At 64.2% G+C, this 15664-nt stretch carries 9 protein-coding genes, 1 tRNA gene and 3 rRNA genes; all 13 read left to right on the top strand.

Annotated features, from left to right (window positions below; genetic code table 11):
* The first annotated feature begins 6 nt into the window (after positions 1–6).
* The 13 genes from EY822_RS03495 (at position 7) to EY822_RS03440 (ending at position 15662) form a co-directional block, all read left to right on the top strand.
* Positions 7–1179, top strand: a complete 1173-nt coding sequence (locus tag EY822_RS03495) for a DNA polymerase III subunit delta' (RefSeq protein WP_150307002.1) — start codon at positions 7–9, stop codon at positions 1177–1179.
* A complete protein-coding gene (locus tag EY822_RS03490) occupies positions 1176–3233 on the top strand; it encodes an alpha/beta fold hydrolase (protein ID WP_150307001.1) in 2058 nt (685 codons plus the stop codon). Before EY822_RS03495 ends, EY822_RS03490 begins: the two co-directional genes overlap by 4 nt.
* A gap of 55 nt (positions 3234–3288) precedes the next feature.
* Positions 3289–3361 (top strand) — tRNA-Thr (locus EY822_RS03485).
* A 102-nt stretch (positions 3362–3463) separates the two neighbouring features.
* Entirely contained in the window at positions 3464–4936 is a 1473-nt protein-coding gene (locus EY822_RS03480) for a D-alanyl-D-alanine carboxypeptidase/D-alanyl-D-alanine-endopeptidase (RefSeq protein WP_227496988.1), read from the top strand.
* A gap of 19 nt (positions 4937–4955) precedes the next feature.
* The gene (locus EY822_RS03475) at positions 4956–5546 is read left to right on the top strand and encodes an isochorismatase family protein (RefSeq protein ID WP_150306999.1); all 591 of its coding nucleotides are present in this window, start codon (positions 4956–4958) and stop codon (positions 5544–5546) included.
* Positions 5547–5565: 19 nt separating this feature from the next.
* The gene (locus tag EY822_RS03470; protein ID WP_150306998.1) at positions 5566–6513 is read left to right on the top strand and encodes a TrmH family RNA methyltransferase; all 948 of its coding nucleotides are present in this window, start codon (positions 5566–5568) and stop codon (positions 6511–6513) included.
* 488 nt (positions 6514–7001) lie between these two features.
* Positions 7002–8522 (top strand): 16S ribosomal RNA (locus EY822_RS03465).
* Positions 8523–8981: 459 nt separating this feature from the next.
* Positions 8982–12094: ribosomal RNA gene (locus EY822_RS03460) — 23S ribosomal RNA — on the top strand.
* A 117-nt stretch (positions 12095–12211) separates the two neighbouring features.
* Positions 12212–12328 (top strand): 5S ribosomal RNA (gene rrf / locus EY822_RS03455).
* The 16S, 23S and 5S rRNA genes sit together here, the layout of an rRNA operon.
* A gap of 413 nt (positions 12329–12741) precedes the next feature.
* Entirely contained in the window at positions 12742–13695 is a 954-nt protein-coding gene (locus EY822_RS03450) for a hypothetical protein (RefSeq protein WP_227496987.1), read from the top strand.
* Positions 13673–14698: an HAD-IIA family hydrolase gene (locus tag EY822_RS03445; RefSeq protein WP_406609889.1), complete on the top strand. Its 1026-nt coding sequence runs from the start codon at positions 13673–13675 to the stop codon at positions 14696–14698. Before EY822_RS03450 ends, EY822_RS03445 begins: the two co-directional genes overlap by 23 nt.
* A gap of 9 nt (positions 14699–14707) precedes the next feature.
* Positions 14708–14869, top strand: coding sequence for a hypothetical protein (locus EY822_RS15280; RefSeq protein ID WP_227496986.1), 162 nt, complete (start codon positions 14708–14710; stop codon positions 14867–14869).
* On the top strand, positions 14859–15662 hold the full coding sequence (locus EY822_RS03440; RefSeq protein ID WP_150306997.1) for a TlyA family RNA methyltransferase: 804 nt from the start codon (positions 14859–14861) through the stop codon (positions 15660–15662). Before EY822_RS15280 ends, EY822_RS03440 begins: the two co-directional genes overlap by 11 nt.
* Positions 15663–15664 lie beyond the last annotated feature (2 nt).

Genomic DNA, 15664 nt, shown 5'->3' with positions numbered 1-15664 from the left:
GAACCGATGAGTGTGTGGGACGAGCTGACAGGACAGTCAGAGGCCATCGAGATCTTCCGTGCCGCCGCGGCCACCACCGCATCGGCCGCGGGAACCGAGGACTCCACCTCGATGACCCACTCCTGGCTCATCACCGGGCCGCCCGGTTCGGGGCGCTCCAACCTCGCCTACGCGTTCGCGGCGGCCCTGCTCAGCCCGGGCACCCCGGAGGGCGACGAGCTCGCCGAACGGCAGGTGCGCGCACGCACCCACCCCGACCTCGGCGTGCTGAGCACCGAGCGGGTGATCATCTCCATCGATGAGGTGCGGAGTCTCGTGGCCACGTCGCAATTCTCCCCGTCCGTCGGCCGCTTCCGCGTGATGGTGATCGAAGACGCCGACCGCATGCCGGAACGCACCTCCAACGTGCTGCTGAAGGCGCTCGAGGAGCCGCCCGCTCGCACGGTGTGGATCCTGTGCGCACCGAGCGAGGCCGACCTCATTCCCACCATCCGGTCGCGCGTGCGCACGGTCCGGCTTCGGGTGCCGAACGTCGACGACGTGGCGGAACTGCTGATGCGTCGCGACGGCGTCGACCTCGAGGTCGCCAGGCGGGCCGCGCGGGAATCGCAGAGCCACATCGGCATGGCGCATCGCCTCGCGACGAATGAGGGAGCCCGGTCGCGCCGCGAGGAGACGCTGCGCATCGCCCTCGGGATCGAGTCGGTCGCGGACGCCGTGACGGCGGCGGGGCGGCTCCTCGCCATCGCCAGCGACGACGCGAAGGCCATCACCGTCGAGCGGGACTCGGCGGAGCGGGAGAATGCGCTCCGATCCCTCGGGATCGCGCCGGGCGGCACGATCCCCCCGGCCCTTCGGGCACAGCTCCGCGGCCTCGAGGAGGACCAGAAGCGTCGAGCCACCCGGAGTCTCCGGGACGGCATCGACCGCATCCTGGTCGACCTCTCCTCCCTCTTCCGCGATATCCTGCTGCTGCAACTGGGCGCCCCGATCGAGCCCGTCAACGAGGCCATCCGACCTGAACTCGACGCTGCGGCGCGGGATGCCGATCCGGCCGGCACGCTGCGGATTCTCGATGCGATCACCCTCGCCCGCACCCGCATCGACGCCAACGTGGCCCCCGCCCTCTCCCTCGAGGCGATGTTGATCTCGGCCGTACGGAAAGGATCGTCGTCGTGACCCCAGCCCCGCCCTCCCGCACGCGAGGACCGCGTTCTCTCCTCATCGCCGCGGCCCTCAGCGGGGCCATGGTGCTGTCCGGATGCGTGTCGATGTTCGTGCCCGACCGGCGAGCGCCCACGGCCACCTCCACACCGGTGAGTCAGTCCGTGGATCCGCAGCTGCGGTCCTACTACGAGCAGGTGCTCGTCTGGGAGGACTGCGGCGACGGAGCAACGTGCGCGACCGCGATCGCCCCGCTCGACTGGGAGAACCCCGATCCGGCGACCGACATCGAACTCGCCCTCGCCCGGCACGCGACGTCGTCGCCGCCCGAAGGATCGCTGTTCGTCAACCCTGGAGGCCCCGGTGCCTCGGGGTACGACTTCGTCAAGGACAGCGTCGACTTCGCCGTCTCCGAGCGCCTGCAGGAGTCCTTCGACGTGATCGGATGGGACCCCCGCGGTGTCGGCCGATCGTCGGCGGTGGACTGCACGGACGACGCCGGCCTCGACGACTACCTCTACTCGTACATCCCCGACCCGGTCGACAGCCCCGCGTACGTGGCCAAGGCCACGCAGACGGCGGAGGACTTCGCGCGGTCCTGCGCGGCGAACACGGGACCGCTGCTCGAGTTCGTCGACACCGCGAGCACCGTGCGGGACCTCGACATGCTCCGCGCGGTGGTCGGCGACGAACACCTCAACTACCTCGGCTTCTCCTACGGCAGCGACATCGGCGCGCAGTACGCCGACACCTTCCCGGACCGCGTCGGTCGCATGGTGCTCGACGGTGCGACGGACTCCAGCCTCTCCCGGTTCGACATGATCGTGCAGCAGACCGAGGGCTTCGACTCGGCGATACGCGCCTACCTCGCGGACTGCCTCACCGTGCCGGAGGAGTGCCCCTTCGACGGGACCGTCGACGAGGCGCTCGTCACGCTCGATGCGGTGCTCGATGGGTTGGGCACCAGCCCGGTGCGCGCCGCGGACGGACGGGAACTGAACCCCACGGTGATGAGCACGGCGATCAACGCGGCGATGTACACGGCGGAGTACTGGCCCTACCTCACGCAGGCGTTCACCGAGGTCATGCGCGGGGACCCCACCACCGCGTTCCTGCTCGCCGACTCGTATTTCCGTCGCGGCGAGGACGGGTCGTACGACGGCAACCTGTTCGAAGCCTTCATCGCGATCAACTGCCTCGACTACCCCGTCAACACCGATCCGGCGGCGATTGCGGAACTGAACGCGAAGCTCACCGAGACCGACCCGCTGAGCGAGTACGACACCCTCGGCGACGTGCAGTGCGCGACCTGGCCGCACGCGTACCGCGGGGCCGAGATCGAGCCGGTGACGGGCGAGGGTGCCGCTCCGATCGTGGTCATCGGCACCACGAACGACCCCGCCACGCCCTACCGCTGGGCCGAGGCGCTGTCCGACCGGGCCATGCACGTCGACACCCCTGACCTCGGCCTGCGCGAGCGCAAGCGGCTCGCAACGCGGCGGGCCATCCAGGTCGCGGCGCTCGGACTGGTAGCGGAGCGGGGTCTCGACCGGGTCACGGTCGATGACATCAGCGCGGCAGCCGACGTGTCACCCCGCACGTTCTTCAACTACTTCCCCTCCAAGGAGCAGGCGCTCATCGGGGACAGCCCGACACTGCCGCCACGGGAGAATCGCGAGCTCTTCCTCGCCGCGGAGCCCGACACCCCGATCCTCGACGACCTCTGCGAGCTTCTGGTGGCCGCCGCCGAACGCAGTGAGGCGGACCGCGAGTTGCAGCACCTCCGGCGAACGGTCCTCAAGGACTATCCGCAGATGTTCGGCGCGCGGATGGCATCGATGCGGCAGTTCGAGGACGCGATCACCGACCTCGTGGCCGAACGGATGCGACGGGATGCGGCGAGTGACGGCGTACCGGCCGCGGAGATCCGCGACCGTGCGCACCTCATCACCTTGGTCGCCGCCGCCGCCATGCGCCACGCCTGGTCGGGTTGGGCCGACGGCACGGCGTCCGGGTCGCTTCCCGACCGGCTTCGCTCCTCGTTCGCCGCGTTGCAGGCGATTCGATAGGCCGCCGCATCGGCTATAGTCTGATGCTGTGTCTGCGTGCTTCGGCCCGCGTCACGCCGCCTTAGCTCAGTCGGCAGAGCGTCTCACTCGTAATGAGAAGGTCGTGGGTTCGATTCCCACAGGCGGCCCCGTCCAATCCCACCCCCACTCCGCCAACACGGCCCGCAGCACACGGTCGGGTAGCGCGCGGTCCGGGTATGTTCCCCGCGGCGAGTGCCTATCATGATCGAGTGAATGAGTCGCCGCCGCCCGAACGCACGGGCGTCCGGGCTGGCATGCGGCGGCGAGCCGCAGCGGTCGCCGCCGGGCTGATCGCCTTCGCACTCCTCGGATCGGGAGCCGTCGCCGCCGGGGCGATGGTCGGCCGGGCGGCGGAGACCACGGCCGAGTCGAGGGTCGGGTCGGCCGCCGATCCGTCACCACCGCCATCCCCGCCACCGACCCCCGACGCGGTGCCGGTGACCGCCGCGCCCCCGCGGCCGGTGCCCGCCGTAGTGCTCCCCGCCCGTCCGCTCCGCACCTGCTCCATCGCATCGCTCAGCACCGATCCCCGGCTGGCGAAGTTCTCCGGCAGCGTGCTCAACGCCGACACCGGCGAGGTCCTGTTCGATCGCTCCGGCACCGTGCCCGAGCGCACCGCCAGCGTGATGAAGGTGATCACGAGCGCGGCCGCGCTCGCCGTGCTCGGTCCGGACCACCGCATCGCCACCCGGGTCGTCCGCGGTGCGGAGCCCGGCACCGTGGTGCTGGTCGGGGGAGGGGATCCGACCCTGTCCCGGCTCGCATCGGGCTCATCGGTGTATCCGGGAGCGCCGCGCCTCAGCGAGCTCGCCGCACAGGTGCGGGCGGCGTGGGCCGCCGACCCGGCGACGGCAGGAACGTCCCTCTCCCGGATCGTGCTGGACACGTCGCTGTTCAGCGGGATGACCTGGCATCCGTCGTGGGCGCGCACCGAGCTGCCGCTCGGGTACAGCAGTGAGATCACCGCGCTCCAGGTCGACGCCGATCGCGCCGACCCGGCCGCCATCGTGTCGCCGCGGAGCGAAGATCCGGTCGGCCGAGCGGGTGCGGCGTTCGCGTCGGCGCTCGGAGTGCGGGCGGACATCGTCGAGGGCGTCGCCCCGCCGGACGCGCCGGTGCTGGGTGAGGTGTTCTCCCAACCCGTGTCCTCGCTCGTGCAGACCTCCCTCACGATCTCCGACAACACGCTCGCCGAAGCCCTGGCGCGACTCACGACCATCGCGGTGGGTGCGGGCAACAGCCAGGACGCCCTCGCGATGGGAATCCCCCGTGCCCTCGAGTCGTACGGGGTGGACACCTCGAGCATGACGATCATCGACGGACAGGGCATGAGCCCCGACAACCGGGTCGCGCCGTCGTATCTCGCCGCGCTCATGCGCAAGGTCGCAGCCCGCGAGGGGGCGCTCGGAGCGGTGTACGACGGCCTCCCCGTCGCCGGACGCACGGGAACGCTCGCCGGCCGCTTCACCGGCCCGAACGCGGACGCCCGCGGGAGCGTCGTCGCCAAGACCGGGTGGATCGACACCGGCTACACGCTGTCCGGGGTCATCGCCGCGGCCGACGGGACCCGACTGACCTTCGCCTTCTACGCGATCGGCGACGTCCGCGACCATGCGAAGGCGGCACTCGATACGATCACTGCGGGGGCATACCGCTGCGGCGACACCCTGTCGAATCACTGACACACTCGGGAGGCACAGCATGACCAGGGCGCTCTTCATCATCGATGTGCAGAACGACTTCACGGAGGGTGGCGCCCTCGCCGTGACGGGGGGAGCCGCCGTGGCAGCGGGAATCACCTCGTTCCTCGCCGGTTCACCGGGCTATGACGTGGTGTTCGCCTCCCGCGACTGGCACGACCCCGACAACGACAACGGCGGGCACTTCGCCACCACGACGGACCCGGACTTCGAGATCACCTGGCCCCGGCACTGCGTGGCCGGCACGCCCGGAGCCGAGTACCACCCCGCACTCGACACCGGTGCCATCGACGTCCACGTGCGCAAAGGACAGGGTAAACCGGCCTACTCCATCTTCGAGGGGACGACCGACGACTCGCTCACCCTGCCGGAGGCGCTCGCCGAACGCGCGGTCACCGACGTCGATGTGGTGGGGATCGCCACGGACTACTGCGTCCTCGCCTCCGCCCTCGACGCCCTCGACGCTGGAGCGTCCGTCCGCGTGCTGCGGGACCTCGTGGCCGGCGTTGCCCCGGATTCGAGCGACGCGGCTTTCGCCCGGCTCGCGAACCGTGGGGCCGTGATCATCGAGTCGGGGTCCGTGTCCGCGTGACACCCGCTCGAGGCGAGCGATGACCGCGCGGTCGGATCGCGGACCGGAGTCCGCTCGTCCGGCAGCCGAGGCCGACCGGATCGTGCCGATCACCGACCTCACCGATCCGCGACTCGGGGACTACGCGCATCACACCGATGTGGCGCTGCGCAAGGCCCGGGGGTCCGAGCACGGTCTGTACATCGCCGAGTCGGCGTTGGTGCTGCGGCGCGCAGTCGACGCCGGGCACGTTCCGCGTTCGGTGCTGTGCCTCGGCGGTTCCGTCGATGAGGCGCTCGAGATCCTCACCGGTTTCCCCGAGGTGCCGGTGTTCGTGGGACCGGCCGAACTGCTCGCCGACCTCACGGGGTACCTGCTGCATCGTGGCCTGATCGCGGCCATGCACCGACCCGCATCACCGGATCCCCGCGAACTGCTTCGCGGGGCACGACGCGTGGTGGTCCTCGAGAACGTGGCCGATCCCACGAACGTCGGCGCGATCTTCCGCTCGGTGGGCGCGATCGGAGCGGATGCCGTGCTCATCACTCCTCGATGCTCCGACCCCTACTACCGCCGGGCCATCCGAGTGAGCATGGGCACCGTTCTCCAGGTGCCGTGGGCGAGAGTCGGGGACTGGGAAGCGACCGGCCCATTGCTGGAGCAGGCCGGCTTCTCCATTGCAGCTCTCGCCCTCAGCCCGACGGCGGTGCCCCTTCGCGAATATGCGGCTAACGCTCCCGAGCGGCTCGCCGTTGTGCTCGGCGCGGAGGGGGATGGCCTCACCCCCGCGGCCCTCGACGCGGCGCACACTCTCGTGCAGATCCCCATGCTGCACGGCATCGATTCGCTCAACGTGGCCGCAGCCAGTGCGGTCGCCATGTGGGCGCTTGCGCCCAACGCGAGGACAACGGAGGGTGAAAAGCCCGGAAACATGCGGGACACGCCCGGGATGCACGCGCAATTTGCGCCGCCCCGGATCCACCCGTAATGTTTCTACCTGTCACCCCAAAGGTGCGGGAAGCGGAAGAGCTTCCCGGCCTCAAGAGGGACCAAATCCTCCAGCGGACGGCGATCTTCTCATTGCGAGAGTCAGCCCGGCTGGTTTAGGATGGGATGTCCAATCCCAGTACGTTTCGAATCCTTCGGATCAGTGTCTCGAGAGAGACAAAGAGCCGGCCGATTTGACAGCGACTGAGAGCGTGACATACGATAGAGAAGTTGCCCTGAGGAAGTCCGGAAGGATGGAGTCAGGAGCGTCCGATCCTTGAGAACTCAACAGCGTGCACAATGTCAAATGCCAAAAACCTCGTCGGCTGACTTCGGTCAGTCAATGAGATTCCTTTGGAAAAACATTAAACAACAAAGCAAGTCAGTAATGATTTGTTCTGTCAGTTTCAAACTTGCACCTTGTCCGCCTATTCCGGTGGCTTGGTGCACTAGATGTGCCGATCGCTTAGGCGGTCGTGCAATCAAACATTTACGGAGAGTTTGATCCTGGCTCAGGACGAACGCTGGCGGCGTGCTTAACACATGCAAGTCGAACGATGAAAGAGGAGCTTGCTCTTCTGGATTAGTGGCGAACGGGTGAGTAACACGTGAGTAACCTGCCCTTGACTCTGGGATAACCTCGGGAAACCGAAGCTAATACCGGATACGACAACCGACGGCATCGTCTGGTTGTGGAAAGAACTTCGGTCAAGGATGGACTCGCGGCCTATCAGGTAGTTGGTGAGGTAACGGCCCACCAAGCCTACGACGGGTAGCCGGCCTGAGAGGGTGACCGGCCACACTGGGACTGAGACACGGCCCAGACTCCTACGGGAGGCAGCAGTGGGGAATATTGCACAATGGGCGCAAGCCTGATGCAGCAACGCCGCGTGAGGGACGACGGCCTTCGGGTTGTAAACCTCTTTTAGTAGGGAAGAAGCGAAAGTGACGGTACCTGCAGAAAAAGCACCGGCTAACTACGTGCCAGCAGCCGCGGTAATACGTAGGGTGCAAGCGTTGTCCGGAATTATTGGGCGTAAAGAGCTCGTAGGCGGTTTGTCGCGTCTGCTGTGAAAACCGGAGGCTCAACCTCCGGCCTGCAGTGGGTACGGGCAGACTAGAGTGCGGTAGGGGAGATTGGAATTCCTGGTGTAGCGGTGGAATGCGCAGATATCAGGAGGAACACCAATGGCGAAGGCAGATCTCTGGGCCGTAACTGACGCTGAGGAGCGAAAGCATGGGGAGCGAACAGGATTAGATACCCTGGTAGTCCATGCCGTAAACGTTGGGAACTAGATGTAGGGACCATTCCACGGTTTCTGTGTCGCAGCTAACGCATTAAGTTCCCCGCCTGGGGAGTACGGCCGCAAGGCTAAAACTCAAAGGAATTGACGGGGGCCCGCACAAGCGGCGGAGCATGCGGATTAATTCGATGCAACGCGAAGAACCTTACCAAGGCTTGACATATACCGGAAAAGTGCAGAAATGTACTCCCCGCAAGGTCGGTATACAGGTGGTGCATGGTTGTCGTCAGCTCGTGTCGTGAGATGTTGGGTTAAGTCCCGCAACGAGCGCAACCCTCGTTCTATGTTGCCAGCACGTAATGGTGGGAACTCATAGGAGACTGCCGGGGTCAACTCGGAGGAAGGTGGGGATGACGTCAAATCATCATGCCCCTTATGTCTTGGGCTTCACGCATGCTACAATGGCCGGTACAAAGGGCTGCAATACCGTAAGGTGGAGCGAATCCCAAAAAGCCGGTCTCAGTTCGGATTGAGGTCTGCAACTCGACCTCATGAAGTCGGAGTCGCTAGTAATCGCAGATCAGCAACGCTGCGGTGAATACGTTCCCGGGCCTTGTACACACCGCCCGTCAAGTCATGAAAGTCGGTAACACCCGAAGCCGGTGGCCTAACCGCAAGGAAGGAGCCGTCGAAGGTGGGATCGGTGATTAGGACTAAGTCGTAACAAGGTAGCCGTACCGGAAGGTGCGGCTGGATCACCTCCTTTCTAAGGAGCACGTGCACTGCGCCTCTGTATACAGGGCGAACAACGGTGCCAAGTCATTACGAAGCTGTTCGGCTTCGGTGACGCTCATGGGTGGAACATTGACATTGGTCCGGTGCAACGCCGGCTGCAGCAAGTACGCCCTTCGGGGAAGGAAAGCAGCAGTCGATCGAGCACCGGACATTGCACGCTGTTGGGTCCTGAGGGACCGGGCCTCATTCGGGCGCTCTTCGGAGCGCACGGATGCGGAACGAACCTCTGGACCCTTTCTTGTTTGGCAGTAGCGCCGCGTAACAGCGGCCGCCAGGCGGAAGGGGTACCGCCCGTACTTTGAGAACTACACAGTGGACGCGAGCATCTTAGATTCAGGTCTTTCGAGATCTGAATCACAAAGATCAATAGCACTTATTTATAAGTGCATGATCATTGGTCAATTTCTAACGAAATCGATTCAAACTCATGTATCAAGTTTTTAAGAGCAAACGGTGAATGCCTTGGCATCTGGAGCCGAAGAAGGACGTATAAATCTGCGATAAGCCTCGGGGAGCTGATAATAGAGCTTTGATCCGAGGATTTCCGAATGGGGAAACCCCGCTGGGCCCGCAAGGTGACCCAGTGACTCCCGCCTGAATATATAGGGCGGGTAGAGGGAACGTGGGGAAGTGAAACATCTCAGTACCCACAGGAAGAGAAAACAACAGTGATTCCGTCAGTAGTGGCGAGCGAACCCGGAAGAGGCCAAACCGATCATGTGTGATAGCCGGCAGGCGTTGCATGATCGGGGTTGTGGGACTTTTCAGCTGTCTCTGCCGAGCAGCAAGAGTTACAGCGCAACATAGACGAATGGTTTTGAAAAGCCAGTCACAGAGGGTGCCAACCCCGTAGTCGAAATGTTGTTATGGCTCGAGAAGTATCCCAAGTATCACGGGGCCCGAGAAATCCCGTGTGAATCTGTCAGGACCACCTGATAAGCCTAAATACTCCCAGATGACCGATAGTGAACAAGTACCGTGAGGGAAAGGTGAAAAGTACCCCGGGAGGGGAGTGAAATAGTACCTGAAACCGTTTGCTTACAAACCGTTGGAGCTCCCTTGTAGGAGTGACAGCGTGCCTTTTGAAGAATGAGCCTGCGAGTTAGTGATATGTGGCGAGGTTAACCCGAGTGGGGAAGCCGTAGCGAAAGCGAGTCTTAATAGGGCGAATGAGTCGCATGTTCTAGACCCGAAGCGAAGTGATCTATCCATGGCCAGGTTGAAGCGACGGTAAGACGTCGTGGAGGACCGAACCCACTTCAGTTGAAAATGGAGGGGATGAGCTGTGGATAGGGGTGAAAGGCCAATCAAACTTCGTGATAGCTGGTTCTCTCCGAAATGCATTTAGGTGCAGCGTTGCGTGTTTCTTGCCGGAGGTAGAGCTACTGGATGACTGATGGGCCCCAAAAGGTTACTGACGTCAGCCAAACTCCGAATGCCGGTAAGTGAGAGCGCAGCAGTGAGACGGTGGGGGATAAGCTTCATCGTCGAGAGGGAAACAACCCAGACCACCAACTAAGGTCCCAAAGCGCGTGCTAAGTGGGAAAGGATGTGGAGTTGCACAGACAACCAGGAGGTTGGCTTAGAAGCAGCCACCCTTGAAAGAGTGCGTAATAGCTCACTGGTCAAGTGATTCCGCGCCGACAATGTAACGGGGCTCAAGCACGCCACCGAAGTTGTGGCATTTATATATTTGGCAGGCCTTCGTGGTCCAGCCGTATGGATGGGTAGGAGAGCGTCGTGTGGCCAGCGAAGCGGCGGTGTAAACCAGCCGTGGAGGCCACACGAGTGAGAATGCAGGCATGAGTAGCGAAAGACGGGTGAGAAACCCGTCCTCCGAAAGACCAAGGGTTCCAGGGCCAGGCTAATCCGCCCTGGGTAAGTCGGGACCTAAGGCGAGGCCGACAGGCGTAGTCGATGGACAACGGGTTGATATTCCCGTACCGATGAAGAACCGCCCAAGCTAATCCAGTAATGCTAAGTGTCTGAATCCTTGGCTCGATCCCTTCGGGGTGACGGCCTTGGCCTAGCACACGACCCTACGCTGGTGCGGTTAGCGTATTAACAGGTGTGACGCAGGAAGGTAGCTGAGCCGGGCGATGGTAGTCCCGGTCCAAGAATGTAGGGCAAGAGGTAGGCAAATCCGCCTCTTACATAGCCTGAGACTTGATGGGTAGTCCTCACGGACGAATTCAGTGATCCTATGCTGCCAAGAAAAGCATCGACGCGAGGTTCCAATCGCCCGTACCCCAAACCGACTCAGGTGGTCAGGTAGAGAATACTAAGGAGATCGAGAGAATCGTGGTTAAGGAACTCGGCAAAATGCCCCCGTAACTTCGGGAGAAGGGGGGCCTGAGGCGTGATGGGATTTACTCCCTAAGCGTTTGAAGGCCGCAGAGACCAGTGGGAAGCGACTGTTTACTAAAAACACAGGTCCGTGCCAAGTCGCAAGACGATGTATACGGACTGACGCCTGCCCGGTGCTGGAAGGTTAAGAGGAAGGGTTAGCTTCGGCGAAGCTCAGAATTTAAGCCCCAGTAAACGGCGGTGGTAACTATAACCATCCTAAGGTAGCGAAATTCCTTGTCGGGTAAGTTCCGACCTGCACGAATGGCGTAACGACTTCCCAGCTGTCTCAACCGCGAACTCGGCGAAATTGCACTACGAGTAAAGATGCTCGTTACGCGCAGCAGGACGGAAAGACCCCGTGACCTTTACTACAGTTTGGTATTGGTGTTCGGTGTGGCTTGTGTAGGATAGGTGGGAGACTGTGAAGCCCGGACGCTAGTTCGGGTGGAGTCAATGTTGAAATACCACTCTGGTCACTCTGGATATCTAACTTCGATCCGTAATCCGGATCAGGGACAGTGCCTGATGGGTAGTTTAACTGGGGCGGTTGCCTCCTAAAGAGTAACGGAGGCGCCCAAAGGTTCCCTCAACCTGGTTGGCAATCAGGTGGCGAGTGTAAGTGCACAAGGGAGCTTGACTGTGAGACTGACAAGTCGAGCAGGGACGAAAGTCGGGACTAGTGATCCGGCAGTGGCTTGTGGAAGCGCTGTCGCTCAACGGATAAAAGGTACCTCGGGGATAACAGGCTGATCTTGCCCAAGAGTCCATATCGACGGCATGGTTTGGCACCTCGATGTCGGCTCGTCGCATCCTGGGGCTGGAGTAGGTCCCAAGGGTTGGGCTGTTCGCCCATTAAAGCGGTACGCGAGCTGGGTTTAGAACGTCGTGAGACAGTTCGGTCCCTATCCGCTGCGCGCGTAGGAAATTTGAGAAGATCTATCCCTAGTACGAGAGGACCGGGATGGACGAACCTCTGGTGTGTCAGTTGTTCCGCCAGGAGCACCGCTGATTAGCTACGTTCGGAACGGATAACCGCTGAAGGCATCTAAGCGGGAAGCCGGCTTCAAGATGAGATTTCCATACCTTCGGGTGAGAGGCTCCCAGCTAGACTACTGGGTTGATAGGCAGGACGTGGAAGCGAGGACTAAAGACTCGTGCAGCTGACCTGTACTAATAAGCCGATAACTTGATAACACCATAAGTTTGTTTCGACAGACAATGCTTGCGTCCACTATGTGGTTCCCGATGTACGGTCGGGAATTAGTTACACACGAATCGTGTGTGGCAATTCGAGACATATATCAATAGTGTTTCGGCGGCCATAGCGAGAGGGAAACGCCCGGTTACATTCCGAACCCGGAAGCTAAGACTCTCTGCGCCGATGGTACTGCAAGGGGGACCTTGTGGGAGAGTAGGACACCGCCGGACTTCTTTTACGAAATGGCCACCCTTCGGGGTGGCCATTTCTGTTTAACCGTCCTACCGATTCGGCCAGACAGGAGACGTTCGTGAGCGATTCAGGCGAGAACAGCGCGGCCGGCGATCGGCACGAGCGGCCGGAACCGCCGCGGGACGAGCGTCCGCCGCGGGAGCGTCCGCGTGAGCGCCCTGCAGAACGCCCCGATGGACCGGATCGAGAGCGTTCTGTGCCTCCGCGTTCCGTGCCTCCGCGTTCTGAGCGACCGCGTTCCGAGCGACCGAACTCCCCCCGATCGAACTCCGAGCGACGCCGCTCGTCGAGCGGCGGCCCTGGTGAGCGGAAGCCCTGGTCGAAGGACAAGCCGGGCGGCTCGGGTGAGCGGAAGCCCTGGTCTAAGGACAAGCCGGCCTCCGGGGGTAACGTGCGTCGACCCAACGGTGAGCGTGCGCCCCGGAACGGCGAGAAGCTGTGGACGCGAGAGGGAGCTCCCGCGCGAGGCGATCGCGACGCCTATCGGGCCGAGGAGCAGCTGACCGAGGCGGAGAGACTGCAGCGGGAGCTGCGCTCCGTTCGCCCGCGGCACGACGACCCGGAGATCCCCGACGACGTCAGGGCCGGCGACCTGGACCGGGTCGCACGGAACGAGCTGAAGACGCTGAGCAAGGACAACGCGGAGGGTGTCGCCCAGCACCTGGCCATGGCGGCGCGGCTGATCGATGACGATCCCGCTCTCGCTCACCGGCACGCGCTGTCGGCCGCCCGCCGGGCGAGACGCATCGCCGTGGTGCGGGAGACTCTCGCCATCACCGCCTATGCGACAGGCGACTTCGCCCTCGCGCTGCGCGAGTTGCGCACCCAGCGCCGCATCTCCGGTTCGAACGACCAGTTGGCCCTGATGGTGGACAGCGAGCGCGGCGTCGGCAGGCCCGACCGGGCGCTCGAACTGGGACGGTCAGTGCCGCGGGATTCGTTGCCCGTAGGCGTGCGCGTCTCGGTGGCCATCGCCATGTCGGGAGCGCGGCTCGACCTCGACCAGGCGGAGCTCGCTCTCGCCGAGCTCGAGATTCCGGAACTGGATCCGTCCACAGCGTTCTCCTACAGCCCGGCGCTGTTCGATGCCTACGCGGAGGTGCTCGAGGAGTTGGGACGTGAGCAGGACGCGGTCCTCTGGCGGGACCGTGCAGCCGCGGCGGCGGAAGCGCTCGACGCCCTCGACGATGTGGGGGGCGACGAACTCATCGAGATAGTCGAGGAGTTCGACACCGCGAACACGGATGATCGTGCGGGCGCGGACGATTCCGTCGACTCGGACGAGCCTGTCGATGCCACCGCACCGGAGGAGACGGAAGCCGATGATGTTCCGACGGAGGACTGACGTGACGCCCACCCCCCTCGATGGAGTCGACGCCATCTTCGCCGACCTCGACGGCGTGGTCTACAAGGGCGACTCGGCGATCCCGCACGCGGTCGAGAGCCTGAATGCGGCCGTCGACTCGGGCATCCGGGTCGGATACATCACCAACAACGCCTCGCGCACCGACGTGGTGGTCGCCGATCACCTGTCCGCGCTCGGGCTGAAGGTGCAGCCGGCCGACGTGGTCACGTCGCCGCAGGCGGCGGCCTCGGTGCTCGGCACCCTCATTCCGGCCGGATCGACGGTGCTCGTGGTCGGCGGTGCGGGCCTCGTGCACGAGGTCGAACGCGCCGGGTTCGTCGTCACGCGAAGCGCCGAGGACTCCCCGGCCGCCGTCGTGCAGGGCTTCGCGCCCGACGTGGGCTGGATGCACCTCGCCGAGGCCGCGTTCGCTCTGCACGACCCGTCGGTTCTCTGGGTCGCGACCAACACCGACTGGACCATTCCCGTCGGACGGGGCATCGCGCCGGGTAACGGCACGCTCGTCTCCGCCGTGCACACCGCGGTGGGGCGCCTCCCCACGGCGGTGGCCGGCAAGCCCGAGATCCCGATCTTCGAGGAGGCGAGCCGCCGCTTCGGAGCCGCGACCCCCCTGTTCCTCGGTGATCGGCTGGACACCGACATTCTGGGTGCGAACCGCGCCGGCATGGCCTCGGCGCTCGTGCTCACCGGCATCGACCAGGCCAAACAGGTGCTGGCGGCCGATGCATCGTCGAGGCCCACCTACATTCTCGAGGACCTGCGGTCCCTCCGCGAGCAGTATCCGGCCACGTCGTTCACCGACGACGGGGCGACGGCCACCGTGGGCAGGTCGGTGGTCAGCATCCGTGGCGACCGCGTGCACGTGGTGCAGCGCGGACGGAGCACGATCGACCTCATCCGAGCCGGATGCGCGGTCATCTGGAATTCCGGACGCGCCATCTACGGCCTCGAGGTTCCCGAGTCCCTCTACGCCCCGCGATAGCGTGGGTGCGTGAGCGACGATCGGACCGACATGACGGAGAGCGAGCTGCTGCGCGAGGTCAACGACATCGAGCAATTGCCACTCGAGGACCGACCGGCCGAGCTGATGCGCCTGCACGATCGGCTGCGGTCCCGCCTGGAGGGCGGGGACGCGCTCTCCCATGGCGGCTGACGGTCGGCTCGACGCGGTACTCGCGGCCCGCGGTCTCGCCCGATCCCGCACCGCCGCGGCCCACCTCATCACCGAGGGTCGGGTGAGCGTCGACGGCGCGTGGATCGTGAAGCCGTCGCACCGGGTCGAGGATGGCGCCGACATCCGGGTCGAGGCCCCCGACTCCTACGTGAGTCGCGGTGCGCACAAGCTCGTCGCCGCCCTCGACGCCTTCCCCGTACCCGTCGACGGGGCTCTCTGCCTCGACGTCGGAGCGAGCACCGGCGGATTCACCCAGGTGCTGCTCGAGCGCGGGGCGCGCCGGGTGATCGCCCTCGACGTCGGCCACGGCCAGCTCGCCCCGGAGATTCGTGCCCGCCGTGAGGTGGAGGTCGTGGAGGGCGTTAACGTGCGCGACCTCACTCCCGGGCTGCTCGAGCAGTTCACTCGGGAGAGCGCCACGCCCACCCTTGTGGTCGGCGACCTTTCCTTCATCTCCCTCACCCTCGTACTACCCCCGCTCGTGTCGACGGTGGGGCTCGAGGCCGACTACGTGCTTCTGATCAAGCCTCAGTTCGAGGTGGGACGGGGAGGCATCCGCGAGGGCATCGTCACCTCGGCGGCGCTGCGGAGCGATGCCGTCACCAGGGTGCTCTGGTCGGCGTGGGATCGGGGACTCGGTACGGCGGGCCTCGTGTCGTCCCCCATCCTCGGCGGGGCTGGGAATCCGGAGTACCTCGTTTGGTTGACCTCCACGGGCGGCAGCAATCCGACAGAATGGCTAGGACGCGTGAACGAACTGGTGGGAGTGTGACG

The sequence above is a fragment of the Planctomonas psychrotolerans genome (assembly GCF_008642235.1).
Taxonomy (GTDB): Bacteria; Actinomycetota; Actinomycetes; order Actinomycetales; family Microbacteriaceae; genus Planctomonas; species Planctomonas psychrotolerans.
The sequence above is the reverse complement of the archived record's forward strand: the minus strand, read 5'-3'. Positions and strand labels throughout refer to the sequence as shown.